The organism is Microbacterium testaceum (assembly GCF_001476285.1).
Taxonomy (GTDB): domain Bacteria; phylum Actinomycetota; class Actinomycetes; order Actinomycetales; family Microbacteriaceae; genus Microbacterium; species Microbacterium testaceum_B.
The window spans coordinates 1-15,429 of record NZ_LDRU01000011.1; the positions used below are offsets into that span (position 1 = coordinate 1).

Here is a 15,429-nt window from a genome sequence, read left to right on the forward strand (position 1 = left end):
TCCGTGCTGCTCGCCGTCGGCGAGACGATGGCGATGCTGGCCCCCGCCGACGGCGGGGGAGTGATGGGTGCCGTGGACTTCCTCGTCGACGCGGGCGGCGCGGAGTCGAACGTCGCCGCGCATGCCGCCGCCGGAGGAATGACCGCCCGCTGGTTCAGCAGGCTCGGCGCCGACGCGCTCGGCGATCGGGTGCTGCGGCAGGTCGCCGCGCGCGGTGTCGACACCGCGGGGGTCGTGCGCGACGTCGAGCGCCCGACAGGGCTGTACGTCAAAGACCCCGGCCGCGGTGTGCGGTACTACCGGCGCGGGTCCGCGGCATCCGCCCTCTCGTCGACGGATGCCGAGGTCCTCGCCCTCGACGACGTCTCCGTGCTGCACGTGTCGGGGATCACGGCGGCCATCTCGACCTCCGCGCGCGGGTTTCTCTTCGCGGCGATGGCCCGCGCCCGGTCGCGGGGCGTGACGGTGAGCTTCGACGTGAACCACCGGTCGGCGCTCTGGTCGGCGGCCGAGGCTGCCCCCGTGCTCGCCGACCTCGCAGCCCGCGCCGACGTCGTCTTCGTCGGACGCGACGAGGCCGAGACCCTCTGGAAGACACCCCGCGACGTCGACGTCCGCGCCCTGTTCCCCGACGTTCCGGAACTCGTCGTGAAGGACGGCGACATCGGCGCGACCGTGTTCGCGGGCGCCGAGCGCACGTTCGTCCCCGCTCTTCGCGTCGAGGTCCTTGACGCCGTCGGCGCGGGCGACGCCTTCGCCGGCGGGTATCTCGCGGCGCGTGCTCGCGGTGGCGATCCCGCGGCTCGCCTCGCGGCGGGGCACGAGAGGGCGGCCCTGACGCTTCGCACCTACGGCGACTCCCTGGACGACTCCGGGGCGCGCCGAGGCTCCGACTGAGACGACTTCCGAGCTGACCCGTCTCGACGCGGGCGTCGCCGTGTCCGGTCGCGTTCAGCGGGCCGAGGTCCAGTGGGCCGGGGTCCAGTGGGCCGGGGTCCAGCGGGCCGGGGTCAGCGGGAGAGCGTCACCTCAGGCGAGCGGCGGGCCGATGACGAAGTCGGTCGCGGCTTTCCACGGGGCCAGGATGACGGCGTCGCCCGTGAAGAGGAACGTCTGGTTGTAACGGCCGTCGATCTTGTACGTCAGGTAGGTGCCGCGCGGGCCTTCCTCGGTGAACCAGGCGCTGTCGGTGGTGAGCTCAGCGACGAGGGCGTCCCAGTCCGTCCGCGACGCCGGCGACCACGTGTAGTCGTCGCCGGCGGGTGACCCATCGGTGGAGCATCTGGGACCCTGTGCGATCGCGGGGTAGTCCGGGAGTGTGACGGCCCCCTCGGGGAGAACGACGTCGCGCACCGTCTTCCCGGATGCCGGATCCATGATGTTGTCACACGTCGGCGCCACGCGCGCGGAGGCCGGAGCCGTGAGACGCGCATCGGTGGTCGCGCTGACGCTCGGGGTGGGGGTGGCGGCCGCCACGGTCGGCGGGGTGGTCCGAGCCGCATCGCCCGAGGGCGTGGCATCCGGAACGCACGCCGTGAGAATCGACAACGTCACCCCGGCGAGCGCGAGGATCACGGGTGCTCGGCGAGTACGCGGCGAGAGGGAGGGCACGGGTTCACCGTAGCGCGCCGTGCGCCGAGAGCGCCGTCGACCGCACCCCTGCCCGCTCGCGAGGTCCCTGAGCCCGTCGAAGGGACTGAGACGAGTCGCGAGGCCCCGGGCCGTCCCGCGGACTCCGTCCCCGACACGCCGCCCAGGCCCTGTCCCCGCCCGCGCGCCGCCCACCGACTCCGCCTGACGGCACACTGCGCGAGCGCGCCATCGCCGCGTTCGTGACAGTTCGCGCACATCCGTGCAAGCCCGCGCCGGGAATCGCGGCGAGGAGGAGGATGGATGCATCCGCATCGACCCTCCTGAGGAGACCCATGCACGTCAACGCCTACGCGGCGTCGTCCGCGACCTCGCCCCTCGAGCCCACGACCATCGAGCGTCGTGACGTCGGCCCGAAGGACGTCCTCATCGACATCGCCTACGCCGGCATCTGCCACTCCGACATCCACACCATCCGCGGCGAGTGGGGCGACGTGCCCTACCCCCTGACCGTCGGCCACGAGATCGTCGGCACGGTCGCCGAGGTCGGCTCCGAGGTGACCTCGCACAAGGTCGGCGATCGCGTCGGCGTCGGCTGCATGGTCAATTCGTGCCGCGAGTGCGACAACTGCCTCGCGGGCGAGGAGCAGTACTGCGAGAAGGGCAACATCGGCACCTACGCCGGTAAGGACGTCGACGGCACCATCACGCAGGGCGGCTACAGCGAGAGAATCGTCGTCGACGAGCACTTCGTGCTGCGCGTGCCCGAGTCGATCCCCTACGAGAAGGCCGCTCCGCTGCTCTGCGCCGGCATCACGACGTACTCGCCGCTGAACCACTGGAACGCCGGCCCCGGCAAGAAGGTCGCGGTCGTGGGTCTCGGCGGACTCGGCCACATGGCCGTCAAGATCGCCCACGCCATGGGTGCCGAGGTCACGGTGCTGTCGCAGACGCTCAGCAAGAAGGACGACGGCCTGAAGATGGGCGCCGACCACTACTACGCCACGAAGGACGACGAGACGTTCGAGAAGCTCAAGAAGAGCTTCGACCTCATCATCAACACGGTCAGCGCCCCGCTCGAGCTGCGGAAGTACCTCGGCCTGCTCACGCTCAACGGCACGATGGTGAACGTCGGCGCCCCGCCGGAGCCCCTGCCCATCCAGGTCTTCACGCTGTTCACCAACCGCCGTTCGTTCGCCGGTTCGTCGATCGGCGGCATCCGCGAGACCCAGGAGATGCTCGACTTCTGCGCCGAGCACGGCATCGCGCCCGAGACCGAGCTCATCTCGGCCGACCAGATCAACGAAGCCTACGAGCGCGTGCTCAACAGCGACGTGCGCTACCGCTTCGTCATCGACGCGAAGACCTTCGCCCCCGCCTGACCCCGGCTCCGGATGCCACGGCCCCGACATTCCCTAGAGCGTCGGGGCCGCGGCGTCCCTCGCCCTGTGCCGTCGTGCGGAGTTCGTGCCCGACACGCCGTGACCCGTGCCGCGGGCACCGGCGTGTCTCTCTCGGGTTCCGCCTGACGGCTCGCGGTTCCGGATGCCGTGGCCTCGACGTTTCCGGGTCGCCGGGGCCGCGGCATCCCTGTCCCCGTGCCGTCGTGCGGAGTTCGTGCCCGACACGCCGTGACCCGTGCCGCGGGCACCGGCGTGTCTCTCTCGGATTCCGCCTGAGGGCTCGCGGTTCCGGATGCCGTGGCCTCGACGTTTTCGGGTCGTCGGGTCCGCGGCATCCCTGTCCCCGTGCCGTCGTGCGGAGTTCGTGCCCGACACGCCGTGACCCGTGCCGCGGCGACCGGCGTGTCTCTCTCGGATTCCGCCTGAGGGCTCGCGGTTCCGGATGCCGTGGCCTCGACGTTTTCGGGTCGTCGGGTCCGCGGCATCCCTGTCCCTGTGCCGTCGTGCGGAGTTCGTGGGCGACACGCCGTGTGCCGGGCCGCGGCCATCGGCGTGTCTCTCTCGGGTTCCGCCTGAGGGCTCGCGGTTCCGGATGCCGTGGCCTCGACGTTTTCGGGTCGCCGGGGCGGCGGCATCCCTGTCCCTGTGCCGTCGTGCGGAGTTCGTGGGCGACACGCCGTGTGCCGGGCCGCGGCCATCGGCGTGTCTCTCTCGGGTTCCGCCTGACGGCCCGCGCCCGGCCCGCGCCCCGCCCCACCCTACGCGCCAAAGCGGCGCCGCCCCGCAGGGCGACGCCGCTTTCGACGAGAGCGTTACGCCTGACCGAGCGCTGCCGACACGACCGCCCGCGCCTCTTCCTGCACCTCGCGGAGGTGCTCCTCGCCGCGGAGCGACTCGGCGTACAGCTTGTAGACATCTTCGGTGCCGGAGGGGCGGGCGGCGAACCACGCGGACTCGGTCTGCACCTTGAGGCCGCCGATCGCGGCGCCGTTGCCGGGCGCGTGCGAGAGCTTCGCGGTGATCGGCTCACCCGCGAGTTCGGTGGCGGTCACGGCATCCGGCGACAGCTTCGACAGCGCCGACTTCTGCGCGGGCGACGCGGGGGCGTCGACGCGCTGGTAGGCCGAGGCGCCGAACTCGGCCTCGAGCTCGGCGTACCGCTGCGACGGCGTCTTGCCGGTGACCGCGAGGATTTCGGCGGCGAGCAGGCAGAGCAGGATGCCGTCCTTGTCGGTGGTCCAGACGGTGCCGTCCTTGCGCAGGAACGACGCTCCGGCCGACTCCTCACCGCCGAAGGCGACGGAGCCGTCGAGCAACCCGGGGACGAACCACTTGAAGCCGACGGGAACCTCGAGCAACTGCCGCCCGAGCGACGCTGCCACCCGGTCGATGATCATCGACGACACGAGGGTCTTGCCCACGGCGGCGTCGGCGGGCCAGTTCGGACGGTGCGAGAACAGGTAGTCGATCGCGACCGCGAGGTAGTGGTTGGGGTTGATCAGCCCCGCGTCGGGGGTGACGATGCCGTGGCGGTCGGCGTCCGCGTCGTTACCGGTGAGGATGTCGTACTCGTCACGCGCGGCGACGAGCGACGCCATGGCCGACGGCGACGAGGGATCCATGCGGATCTTCTCGTCCCAGTCCAACGTCATGAACTTCCACGTCGGGTCGACCTCGGGGTTCACGACGGTGAGGTCGAGGCCGTACACCTCGGCGATGAGCGCCCAGTACTCGACCGACGCTCCGCCGAGCGGGTCGGCGCCGATGCGGACTCCGGCGCTCTTGATCGCGTCGACGTCGATGATGGATGCCAGATCCCGCACGTACGCGTCGCGGAAGTCGTACTGGCCCAGGCCGTCGAGGTCGATGTCGGCGTGACGGGTGCGCTTCACGCCCTCGAGACCCGCGGCGATGAGCTCGTTCGCGCGGTCGGCGATCCAGCCGGTCGCGTCGGTGTCGGCGGGGCCGCCGTGCGGGGGGTTGTACTTGAAGCCGCCGTCGCGCGGAGGGTTGTGCGACGGGGTGACGACGATGCCGTCGGAACGGCCCGGATCGTCGAGAGCGCGGCCGCGGTTGTAGGTGAGGATCGCGTGGCTGAGTGCGGGGGTCGGCACCCACGAGTCGCGCGAGTCGACGCGCACGTCGACGCCGTTCGCGACGAGAACCTCGATCGCGCTGCGCTCGGCGGGCAGCGACAGGCCGTGCGTGTCACGCCCGAGGAACAGCGGTCCGGTGATGCCCTGCGCCGCGCGGTAGTCGACGATCGCCTGGGTCGTGGCGAGGATGTGGTCCTCGTTGAAGCTCGTGCTCAGCGACGATCCGCGGTGACCACTGGTGCCGAACGCAACGCGCTGCTCCGGGACCGTGGCATCCGGTCTGCGGTCGTAGTACGCCGCGATCAGTTCGTCGATGTCGATGAGATCGGATGCCTCTGCGGGCTGCCCTGCGCGACTGCTCATGCGCCCAGTCTGCCCGCTGTATCCGACATGCGCACACGCGACGACACAATCCAAGGGAATCCGTTGTCGAAATGCTTTTCACCCCATGCACGCGAATACGTCATACTCATCGCCATGGGTGCCGGGACTGACGCGCGCGTGGCGATCGTCGACGATCACGAACTCGTCGCCCTCGCGGTCCGGAACCTCCTCGCGGATGCCGAGGGCCTGACGTTCGCACGGCACGCCGGCACCGTGAAGGCGCTGACCTCCCGTGCCCTCGACGCCGACCTGGTGCTCCTCGACCTGAGCCTGCGGGACGGCTCCACCCCGGACGAGAACGTCGCATCCTTGCGCAGGTGGGGCGCGCACGTTCTCGTGCTGACGTCGGGTGAGGACCCTTTCCTCGTGCGCGCCGCGTCACGGGCCGATGTCGCCGGGATCGTGCGCAAATCCGCCCCTCCGGCCGCCCTGCTCGAGGCCATCGCCGCGGCCGTCGCGGGCGAGCACGTCGCGACGACCGAGTGGGCCTCGGCCGTCGATGCCGATCCGCTGCTGCAGGGCGCGCCCCTGACCGAGCGTGAGCGCGAGGTGCTCGGCCTCTACGCGTCCGGCCTCGGCGCGCGAGAGGTGGCGGCCCAGCTCTTCATCTCCGAGAACACCGTGAACGATCACCTGCGACGCATCCGGGCGGTCTACCAGTTGCTCGGACGGCCGGCGGCATCCAAGGTCGAGCTCTATCAGCGCGGCATCGAAGACGGGTTCGTGCCGGGCCCGCGCCGTGTCTGACGAGCGGTCGGGGCTGCGCGCCGCCCGCCTCGTCGTCATCCGGGCGTCGGCGTTCCTGATCGTCGTCGTCGCGGTCGTCAACGCGGGGTTCCTCAGCCAGGGCGAGCAACAGGGATTCCCCCTCTGGTACAACGCGCTCGGGACGAGCGCGGGCGCGATCACGCTCTTCGTCGGGCTCATCGCGCCGCTGCTCCCGGCGCCCGCCCTGCGCACCGGAGCCGCTGTGGCGCTGGCGACGTACCTGATCTTCGTCGCCCTGTTCCCACTCGCCGCGAACGTCGGCCATGTGGAGCGGATGCCATGGCTCCTGACCGCGTCCAGTGCCGCCGTCGCGGCCGCTCTCGTCGCGGGAGGGGTCCGGTGGGGCTGGGCGACCGTGCTCTTCGGGGCGACGGCGGGGGTGTTCTATCGCCTGGGGTTCGGCGGCTTCGATGTCGATGGGGTCATCAACGACGCGCACGCAGTGCTCACCGCCTCGGTCATCTGCGTCCTCGGCGGGTACGTCCTCTCGGTCGGTGCCGGCCTCGACCAGGCAGCGGCCGCCCGACGGGAGGCCGGCTCACGCGAGTACGCCGAGCGCGGTCGACTCGCGGCGCGCACACGCACGGCGGCGCTCGTGCACGACGAAGCCCTCGCGACGCTCGCGCTGGCGGCGTCTCCGCTGCCGGTGCCCACGGATCGACTGGCCGCACAGGCACGGCGCGCGGTCGACATGCTCACGCGTCTCGTCGATGACGACGCCGGTGGCGTGGTGCCCCTCGAGGCCGCTCTCTCCTCCGAGGCCCGCGCCTTCGGCGCCGAGTACACCCCTCCCACGTCGAGTGTGCCGCCGCTGCCGCCGGCGGCGCGGGAGGCGATTCTCGGCGCCGCCCGCCAGGCCCTCGACAACGCCCGACGTCACGCTTCCGGGGCATCGCGCTCGATGACCGTGCGCGTGAGCGGCGGGGCCGTCGACGTCGAGATTGCCGACACCGGCGAGGGGTTCGACCCGACGCGCATCGCCGACGATCGTCTCGGTGTGCGTCAGAGCATCGTGGGTCGGATGGCGCGCATCCCGGGCGGCGCTGCACGCGTCGAATCGGCGCCCGGGCAGGGGACGCGTGTCGTCCTGTCGTACGTCCCGGAGGACGCCGTCGAAGTCGCCGTGCCCGGCGATCGGCGGTCTCTGCGGCGCGGAGCCGCCTTCATCGGGGCCGGCTTCGTCGTCGTACAGGTGGCGTGCGCCATCGTCATGGTGGTCGCCGACCCGTCGTCGTGGCCGCGCCAGCTCGCGATCCTCCTCGTCGTCGTCATCGCGGCGGAAGCGCTGCGACGGTCTCCGGGACTCGTACCCGGCCTGGGGCGGACGGCCGTCGTCGTCGCGGCCGCTGTGCTCGGTGCGGTCATCACCGTCGTCGCCGCTCCCACCACGTACGGCGATCTCTGGCCCGTCGTGGCTCTCGCGTTCCTTCTCGTCGGGCTCGCGATCCGGGGGAGATATGCGACCGCCCTCGTGGCCGGAGCGGTCGTGATCGCCATCGTGATCGCCGGTGGGCTGGTCGACGGTGCCTCCCTCGGTCAGATCCTCGCGCTGACGACCCGCCCCGCCCTCATCGTCGTCATCGCGACGGTGATGCTGCTGGTCGTCCGACGGATGCAACGGCGCATCGCCGCGCTCCATCACCAGGCCGTGACGGCGGCGGAGCAGGAGAGCTGGTCGCGCGGTGCGCGCGCCGAGTTGCGGGAGCGCACCGACGATCTCGCGCGCACCGTGGTCCCGTTACTCTCGCGCATCGGCGAGGGGCACCCGGTGTCCGACGCCGACCGGCGGGAGTACGCCGCGCTCGAAGGAGCCCTGCGCGACGGCCTGCGCGCGGGCGCTCTGTCTCGCGAGCCTCTGCGCGGAGCGGTCGCGGCGGCGCGCGGTCGCGGCGTCGACGTGGTCCTGCTCGACGACAGCGACCAGAGCCTGTCGGACACCGACATCCGCGCCGTGACGACCTGGATGGTCGACGCGGTGGCCCAGGCGCAGCGGAGTGTCGTCGGTCGGCTCCTTCCGCCGGGAAGACAGACGGTGGCGAGCGTCACGATCGACGGACGGCCGCTCCTCTTCGAGGATGCCGCTCACGGGGCCGCTGAGGGCGCCGCTCAGGGCTCGGTCACGAGCTTCCAGGGCGAGTAGTCCCGGTCCGTCACGGATCGGTCGGGGCGTTGACCCCGCGACCACCACTTGGCCTCGTACCCGCTGCCGTTGTACATGACGCGGTCGCCCTGGTTGTAGAGGTCGCCCGCGACCCACTCGGGATAGGTCCCCGCCGGAAGCTGAGGCAGGGCGTAGGGCTTGTCGCCGGGCAGCACAGGACCGACGTAGGTCCAGGCCGAGGCGGCGGCATCCAGGGTCGGGTCATCCGGGACCGCGCCGTCTTCGTTCCACCACTTCGACACGTAGACCGATCCGTGCCACACGACGAAGACGCCCGCCGAGTAGAACGACTGCGACGACCAGACGGGGAAGGGGCTGGTCTCGGGATCGTCCGCGATGACGGGGGAGTCGTCTTCGGGCGCGATCCGCCCCGAGGGGGTGCCGTCGCGCCCGGCGCCCAGCACGTCCGAGAACGTCTCTCCCGCCTGCTCGACACCGCTGCACGACACCGACACGGTCCGCGGATGCGGGTAGTTGGTGCCACAGGTACGGTCGCGATTCACCGACCACAACGACATGCGCTCGAGACCCACCTCGTCGGCGAACGCCGCGAGAGCGTGCGCGTCGTCGAGGCTGAACACCTCGTGCTCGACGTCGTTCTGCCCGATCATCGGCGTCGCTCCGAGCAGCGACCACGCCCCTCCGGCGGGCAGCGGCAGCTTCCGTTCGTTCCACGCGGTCTCGAGCTGCGCGGCGGTCGCTCGCAGCGCGCCGATCGACAGGTCGGCCATCGACACCGAGCGGTCGTCGGCGTTGAAGTTCATGGTCATCGCGTTCACCCCCGCGATCGACACCCCGGCATCCATCAACGACGACACCTGCGCGAGACCGTCGTCGGTCAGTCCGTTCGGGGCCACGGGCAGGGTGAGCCAGACGTCGAGCGGGCGTCCGTCCGCGGCGCGCTCCCGCTGGAGCTGGGCGACCGCGGCCGCCCGTCTCGCCGTCGCCGCGGTGTCGCGAAGCGCGTCGCCCTCGATGTCGAGGTCGATGACGTCGATGCCGTACCGGTCGAGAACCAGACCATAGGCGCGGGCGAGGGCGTCCACGGTGGAGCAGGCCGACGCGAGTTCCGTATTGATCGCGCCCCCGAACGACACGGCGAGCGGACGCCCCTCGCGGCGGAGGCGCTCCACGCGGCGGTCGAGTTGGAATCGGGATGCCGCGTCGTCGAGCGTGTACGCCTTGCCCCAGGTCGGCGTGCAGTCGGCGTCTCCGGCCGCCACGACGAACGCGAGCACGATCCCGCCGGGTCCCTCGGCCATGGTGCTCCGCGCGAGCTGCTCGCCGCTGTCGAGGGTGACGTCGTAGTAGCCGGCGAACCACCGGTCCGAGCCCGGCGCGGTGGCAGGCGTCGTGAGGACGGGCACGACGGCGGCCGCGGCCCCGACCCCGACGACGGCGAGAGCCGCGAGAACGGTCAACGCGACCCGCCCGAACGACAGGCGTCGCCCCGCGAAGCGCGAGCGGGCGGGTGCCATGACGGGGCTCACGCGACGGCTCCGGTCGCGTCCAGCGGGCCGTCGTCGAGCACGGCCGCCCAGCGCGCGCGACCGAGATCGGGCGCGGGCGCGGGCACCACCGGGGTGACCCAGATCCAGTCGAGCCACGCGAACCACAGGTCCGAGACCGTGTGCCGGATGCCGATCAACCGCGTGATCGCCCACAGGATCGCGAGCGCCGTGAAGGCGGCGAACACCGTCGTCCCCCACGCCTGAGTGAACACGGATCGGACGGCCACCGCGATCGCGATGCCCGCGATCGCGAGCGGAGCGAGCAGATACAGAGCGGGCACGCGGGTTCGCGTCGAGACCTTCGGCGTGCGGGCGAATCGGGCTCGTCGACCGCTCAGCACCTGGACGAGAGAGGCGGCGCTTCCCGCCAGGTTCACGGGCAGCAGGAGCAGGTTCAGCCCGTAGATCGCGGCGACGTCCCGCCGGTGATAGCCGAGCGCGTGCAGGTCGGAGGCCATCTCGGTGAAGTACGGCACCGCGATGAGCAGGAGCAGCAGCGTGACCAACTGCCCGTCCATCGGGTACAGGGTGAGGACCGCGAGCAGCCCGAGGGTCACCCACGAAACCGAGCCCAGGTAGTTCATCCTCAGCAGCCGTTGCGCGAGCCCCAGCGGCCGCCCTTCGCGCCGACGCTGGAGCGCCAACGCGTGCAGTCTCGGCAGCACGAGCAGTCCGCCGTCCGCCCACCGTCGTCGCTGGATCACCAGCGTCCCGAAGTCCGGAGGCGTCGCGCTGTAGCTCAGCCGCTCCGGGTAGTTCAGCAGCGACCAGCCGTGCGCGGCGATGTCGATCGACGACTCGGTGTCTTCGATCGCGGTGCGGTCCGAGATGAACCGGACGATGCGGATGCCGTCCTCCCGGCTTTCACGCCGGAGCGAGCGGACAGCTTCCCACCGCAGGATCGCGTTCGCCCCCACCCAGAAGGTGGCGTCGAAGGCGGTCAGCCCCTGGTGGACGATGTGCTGCAGGTCGGTGGTCGCCCCCGCGAGCCGTTCCAGGCGCGTCGGTGCTCCGCGATAAGCCGAGTAGGGAGTCTGGATCACGGCGACGCCGGCGTTCTCGGGCTGTTCGAGGGCGTGGATCAGACGCATGCAGTACCCGGGCAGCAGCATCGAGTCGGCGTCCAGGGTGAGCACGTAGTCGCTCTCGGGAACGTCGAGATCCGCGGGGCCCTCGTCGACCCGCTCGAGGGCGACACCCCCGACCCCCGCCTGCTCGCGGTACCGGCCGCCCATCAGCCCGAGGTACGCGTTGAGGTTCATGGCCTTGTTCGCCGTGTGCGGGAGGTTCGTGTACCGGCGCCGTTCGAAGGTCCGGGCTCGGAAGCCGAAGATCCGCACGAGCCGATCCATCAGGTGACGGGCGCGCTCGACGGCGAGCGGTGGCTCCCCGGCCTCGGCGGCCTCCTTGAGCGCGGTGGCCGTGGCATCCAGTTCGTCGGCGAGGCGTCTCAGGACCTGTTCGACGAAGAACACCTCCACGTGCGTCGTCGTGGGTTCCTCCGCGGCGCGAGCCCGCAGCCACTGGGCGCACGCGGCGTGCTCGCGCATGACGACCTCGGTCGCCTCCGCGTCGCCGATCGCCTCGTCCTGTACGCGGGCAGCTGCAGCCTCGACCCGGTCGACGACGGGCCGCAGCGTCGCCGTGAGTTCGCCGGTGAGCCGACGGCATCCCTCCAGCCCCGCCCGAGCGTCGTCGTCGACGGGCGAGGGGTCGTCGTCGAGCAGCAGCACGATGTCGATGCGCGGGAACTCCTGCAGCGCCACCGACCACAGCCCCATCCGTACGAGCGCGGGATCCTCCGCCCGCGAGGGCAGCAGCGCCGTGAGCCGGGGCTCGCGGCCGGCGAAGTGCTCGTCGAGCACGATGCGGCGCGTCCGCCGGTGGGCGGCGAATCGAGGCAGGGCGCCGGAGCGCGCGAGCAGGTGCATGCACGCCGAGAGGGTGAGGAACGTGACCGAGACGAGGAACACCGCGGTCGTGATGAGTTGGGCGGCGTCGACGAGCGCCCCGCCGCGGGAGAGGGCGACGACGACGGTGGCGCAGTACAGCACCCACATGAGCGCGCACAGCACCACGGCGAGGCGCGCCCGTGCGATGCGTCGCGCGGAGGGGCGCGTGTGCGTGACCGGTTGCGGTGTCGCGTCGCGGTCGGTTCCGCGCTGACGGCGAGGAGGAACGACGATGGTCTTCTCGGGCATGGTGGCTGGCCTTCGAGCGAGTGCCCGGCGGGTCGGGTCCCGCCGGGCAGGCATCGGTGGGGGTCGACGCCTACGTCGTATCGTCCTCGTTCGTCGTCGATGGCACGGTCGGTTCGCCCACCGATTCAGGTGGTTTGCGAACGGATGCCGAGCCCCGCCGCCGAAGGGGTCGCCGCGACCGAGGGGGTCGGCGAAACCCCGCTCGATCCCGGCGCACTAGGCTGAGCCGGTGCTGCCCGACACAGATCACACCCCCGCCCGCCGTACCTACAGCTACCTCGGCCCGGCCGGGACCTTCACCGAGGCCGCGCTCGCTCAGGTGCCGGAGGCGCGCGATCAGATCTGGCGGCCCGTCCGCAACGTCGGCGAGGCGCTCGCCGACGTAGTCGAGGGGCGATCGGATGCCGCGATGATCGCGATCGAGAACTCGGTCGACGGGGGCGTCTCCACCGCGCAGGACGCCCTGGCCACGGTGCCGGGCCTGCGCATCGTCGGCGAGTACCTCGTGCCGGTGAACTTCGTTCTCGTGGGGCGTCCGGGCGCGACCCTCGCCGACGTCTCGCTCGTCGCCGCGCATCCCGTGGCGTACGGCCAGTGCCTGAAGTGGCTGAGCGAGCACGTGCCCGCCCACGCGCACCTGCCCGCCGAGAGCAACGTCGCCAGCGCCCTCGGCGTGCTCGACGGGACGAGCGCCGCGGATGCCGCGATCGCCGCTCCCGGCATTGTCGCCCACCACGATGTCGCGGTGCTGGCCGAGAACATCGGCGACAACCCCAACGCGGTGACGCGCTTCGTGCTCGTCAGCCGCACCGTGGCCCCCGCTCCTCCGACGGGCGCCGACAAGACCTCGCTCATCGTCGAGCTGCCCGAGGACCACCCGGGTGCGCTTCTCGAACTGCTCGAGCAGTTCGCCACCCGGGGCATCAACCTGAGCCTGTTGGCATCCCGCCCCATCGGAGACGCGCTCGGCCGCTACCGCTTCGTCATCGACGCCGACGGACACGTGCAGGACGAGCGCATGGCCGATGCCCTCCTCGGCCTTCGCCGGTTCAGCCCCAAGGTGATCTTCCTCGGCTCGTACGCGCGTGCGGACCGCGCGATCGTCCGCTACCCGCAGCGGTACAGCGACGACGTCTTCGTCGAGGCCCGCGACTGGCTCCGCGGCCTGCTGAGCGGAGAGCCCGAGGCCTGACGGCCCTTCCGTCGAGCCCTGCCGGCCGGACCGTCCGGCGGAGTTTCTGCCGGACACGCCGGTTCAGGATGCCGTGCCTCGGCGTGTCGGAGACGGACTCCGCCCGACGGTACAGGCCACCGGCCCCGGCCGCGAACCCTCAGGCCGCCACGGCCGCCGGCGCCGCGATGAGCTCGAGCGTCTGCGCGCGCCCCTCGGAACCCTCGCCGTCGTACGCGCCCGCCACGGGCGACACCATGATCTCGTCGACGCCGTGCTGCGCGGCGAACGCGGCAAGCTGCCCCTGAACGTCAGCACCCGTGCCCACGAACCACTTCTGCCGCGTCGAGGCCATGATCGACTCCGCCATCGCGTCGAACGGATCGGCCTTCGCCTGCTCCACCGTCTCGAGCGGCGTCAGGGGGCGGTTCGTGCGCAGACGCGCCATCATCCGCAGCTGCGGCATCGCCCGCTCCTCCGCCTCTTCGGCGGTGGGCGCGGCGACGACGTTGGCGGTGACGAAGGTGCGGGGTCCCTCGCCCGACTCGTTCGGGACGAACTGGTCGCGGTACAGGCGCAGGGCGTGATCGAGTCCCTCGCCCGAGAAATGGTTGGCGAAGACGTACGGCAGACCGAACGAAGCCGCGAGCTGCGCGGAGTAGTCACTCGAACCGAGGAGCCAGACCTGTGGCATCCCGGATGCCGACGGCGTGGCCTTCACCTGATACTCGGTGCCCGAGGTGAACCGGACGGTCGCCCCCTCGGGTGAGGTGAGCGCCATGATGTCGGTCACGTGGTCGGGGAAGCGGGAGACGTCGCTCGTCGTGCCCGAGCGGTTCAGCAGCTGCGTGATGACCGGGTCGCTGCCGGGCGCGCGGCCGATCCCGAGGTCGATGCGGCCGGGGGCGATCGCCTCGAGTGCGGCGAACTGCTCGGCCACGATGAGCGGCGAGTGGTTCGGCAGCATCACGCCGCCCGACCCCACGCGGATGCGCGAGGTGCGAGCGGCGGCAGCGGCGATCAGGACGGGGGGAGTCGTCGACGCGACAGCGGGCATGTTGTGATGCTCGGCGAACCAGTACCGGCGGTAGCCGAGGCGGTCCGCGCGCTCCACCAAGTCGAGGGCCGCAGCCACGGCTTGAGCGCTGGTCTGTCCCGCACGAACCGGGACGAGGTCGAGAACAGAGAGGGAGGGCATCACGGTGGAGAGAACCCCGCGGAGGCGCTGTGTATTCCGTCGTCGTGCACACGGCAACCCCCCTCGCGGTCTTCACCCGAGCCGCCTAGCCTCCCGGCATGAGCCACGATCAGGCAGGTGACATGCAGCCCGACCGACGCACGATGGTGCGGACGCAGATCGCGATCGACGAGGCATCGTTCTTCCTCGCGCAGGGGCAGGACCTCGTCGCGCTGAAGGCGCGAATCGAGGAAGCGGTCCAGGCGGGCGGCGGCTTCGTGTCGTTCGTCGTCGTCGGCAACCGCGAGGTGAGCGCCCTCTTCACCGCGCATTCGCGCGCGATCCTCTCGGTCGAGACCGTCCCATACGACGCGCGCGACACCGGCGACTCCGACGACCCGTACGGCGGATTCTTCGACGCCTGAACCCGCGGCATCCATCCCCAGCTTTCTCTCAGGAAATCCTCGTGACGAATCCGCTTCCCGCCTCGTCTCATCTATGACATCGCGGGACACACGGTCCCGGAGACGACGGAAGGAAAGTGACATGGCCACCCCCACCACCACCCCCACCACCGCTACGAAGGACGGCGGCTCGACCGTCATCGTCGACGCCGTCGTCGCAAAGGTCGCCGGCATCGCCGCGGCCGAGGTTCCCGGCGTCCACGCCCTCGGGGGCGGTGCGGCCCGCGTGATCGGCAACATCCGCCAGGCCGTCGGCGCGAAGGACTACGCCCAGGGCGTGAGCGTCGAGGTGGGCGAGACCGAGGTCGCCGCCGACATCGCGATCCAGGTCGACTACCCCGAGCAGCTGCAGCGTGTCGCGTCGAACGTCCGCGCGGCCGTGCACCAGGCCATCACCGAGCTCGTCGGCATGAAGGTCGCCGAGATCAACGTGACCGTGGTCGACGTCTACATCCCGGGCGACGACGACGAGGACGACGCCGACGAGGCTCGCGTCAACTGAC

General features: G+C 71.3%; 12 protein-coding genes. 7 read left to right on the forward strand and 5 right to left on the reverse strand.

Features of this window, described 5'->3' with window-relative positions; translation table 11 throughout:
- Positions 1-897 (forward strand): sugar kinase (locus NS283_RS02515; RefSeq protein WP_346338191.1); only part of this gene is annotated, 897 nt, incomplete at its 5' end.
- A gap of 132 nt (positions 898-1,029) precedes the next feature.
- On the opposite strand, the gene NS283_RS02520 is transcribed toward NS283_RS02515, so the two are convergent.
- The gene (locus NS283_RS02520; RefSeq protein WP_153003263.1) at positions 1,030-1,611 is read right to left on the reverse strand and encodes a hypothetical protein; all 582 of its coding nucleotides are present in this window, start codon (positions 1,609-1,611) and stop codon (positions 1,030-1,032) included.
- A gap of 278 nt (positions 1,612-1,889) precedes the next feature.
- On the opposite strand from NS283_RS02520, the gene NS283_RS02525 reads away from it, so the two are divergent.
- On the forward strand, positions 1,890-2,972 hold the full coding sequence (locus tag NS283_RS02525) for an NAD(P)-dependent alcohol dehydrogenase (RefSeq protein ID WP_428838648.1): 1,083 nt from the start codon (positions 1,890-1,892) through the stop codon (positions 2,970-2,972).
- A gap of 833 nt (positions 2,973-3,805) precedes the next feature.
- Here NS283_RS02525 and pgm read toward each other — a convergent pair.
- Entirely contained in the window at positions 3,806-5,452 is a 1,647-nt protein-coding gene (gene pgm / locus NS283_RS02530) for a phosphoglucomutase (alpha-D-glucose-1,6-bisphosphate-dependent) (protein WP_058595317.1), read from the reverse strand.
- A 114-nt stretch (positions 5,453-5,566) separates the two neighbouring features.
- Here pgm and NS283_RS02535 point away from each other — a divergent pair, with 114 nt between their 5' ends.
- Together NS283_RS02535 and NS283_RS02540 are read left to right on the forward strand one after the other, a co-directional pair.
- The gene (locus NS283_RS02535; RefSeq protein ID WP_058595318.1) at positions 5,567-6,220 is read left to right on the forward strand and encodes a response regulator transcription factor; all 654 of its coding nucleotides are present in this window, start codon (positions 5,567-5,569) and stop codon (positions 6,218-6,220) included.
- On the forward strand, positions 6,213-8,381 hold the full coding sequence (locus tag NS283_RS02540; RefSeq protein ID WP_058595319.1) for a sensor histidine kinase: 2,169 nt from the start codon (positions 6,213-6,215) through the stop codon (positions 8,379-8,381). Before NS283_RS02535 ends, NS283_RS02540 begins: the two co-directional genes overlap by 8 nt.
- On the opposite strand, the gene NS283_RS02545 is transcribed toward NS283_RS02540, so the two are convergent.
- Together NS283_RS02545 and NS283_RS02550 are read right to left on the reverse strand one after the other, a co-directional pair.
- Positions 8,348-9,880, reverse strand: a complete 1,533-nt coding sequence (locus NS283_RS02545; protein WP_058595320.1) for a chitinase — start codon at positions 9,878-9,880, stop codon at positions 8,348-8,350. The two genes, NS283_RS02540 and NS283_RS02545, sit on opposite strands and share 34 nt — an antisense overlap.
- An 8-nt stretch (positions 9,881-9,888) precedes the next feature.
- Positions 9,889-12,114 carry a glycosyltransferase family 2 protein gene (locus NS283_RS02550; RefSeq protein WP_058595321.1) on the reverse strand — a complete coding sequence of 742 codons (2,226 nt, stop codon included), beginning with the start codon at positions 12,112-12,114 and terminating at the stop codon, positions 9,889-9,891.
- A gap of 229 nt (positions 12,115-12,343) precedes the next feature.
- On the opposite strand from NS283_RS02550, the gene pheA reads away from it, so the two are divergent.
- Positions 12,344-13,306 carry a prephenate dehydratase gene (gene pheA / locus NS283_RS02555; protein WP_058595322.1) on the forward strand — a complete coding sequence of 321 codons (963 nt, stop codon included), beginning with the start codon at positions 12,344-12,346 and terminating at the stop codon, positions 13,304-13,306.
- A gap of 139 nt (positions 13,307-13,445) precedes the next feature.
- Here pheA and NS283_RS02560 read toward each other — a convergent pair whose 3' ends face one another.
- Positions 13,446-14,483, reverse strand: coding sequence for an LLM class flavin-dependent oxidoreductase (locus NS283_RS02560; RefSeq protein ID WP_058595323.1), 1,038 nt, complete (start codon positions 14,481-14,483; stop codon positions 13,446-13,448).
- 98 nt (positions 14,484-14,581) lie between these two features.
- On the opposite strand from NS283_RS02560, the gene NS283_RS02565 reads away from it, so the two are divergent.
- Complete coding sequence (locus tag NS283_RS02565) at positions 14,582-14,887, forward strand: hypothetical protein (RefSeq protein WP_058595324.1); 306 nt, start codon at positions 14,582-14,584, stop codon at positions 14,885-14,887.
- A 121-nt stretch (positions 14,888-15,008) separates the two neighbouring features.
- Positions 15,009-15,428, forward strand: coding sequence for an Asp23/Gls24 family envelope stress response protein (locus NS283_RS02570; protein ID WP_058595325.1), 420 nt, complete (start codon positions 15,009-15,011; stop codon positions 15,426-15,428).
- Position 15,429: the final 1 nt, after the last annotated feature.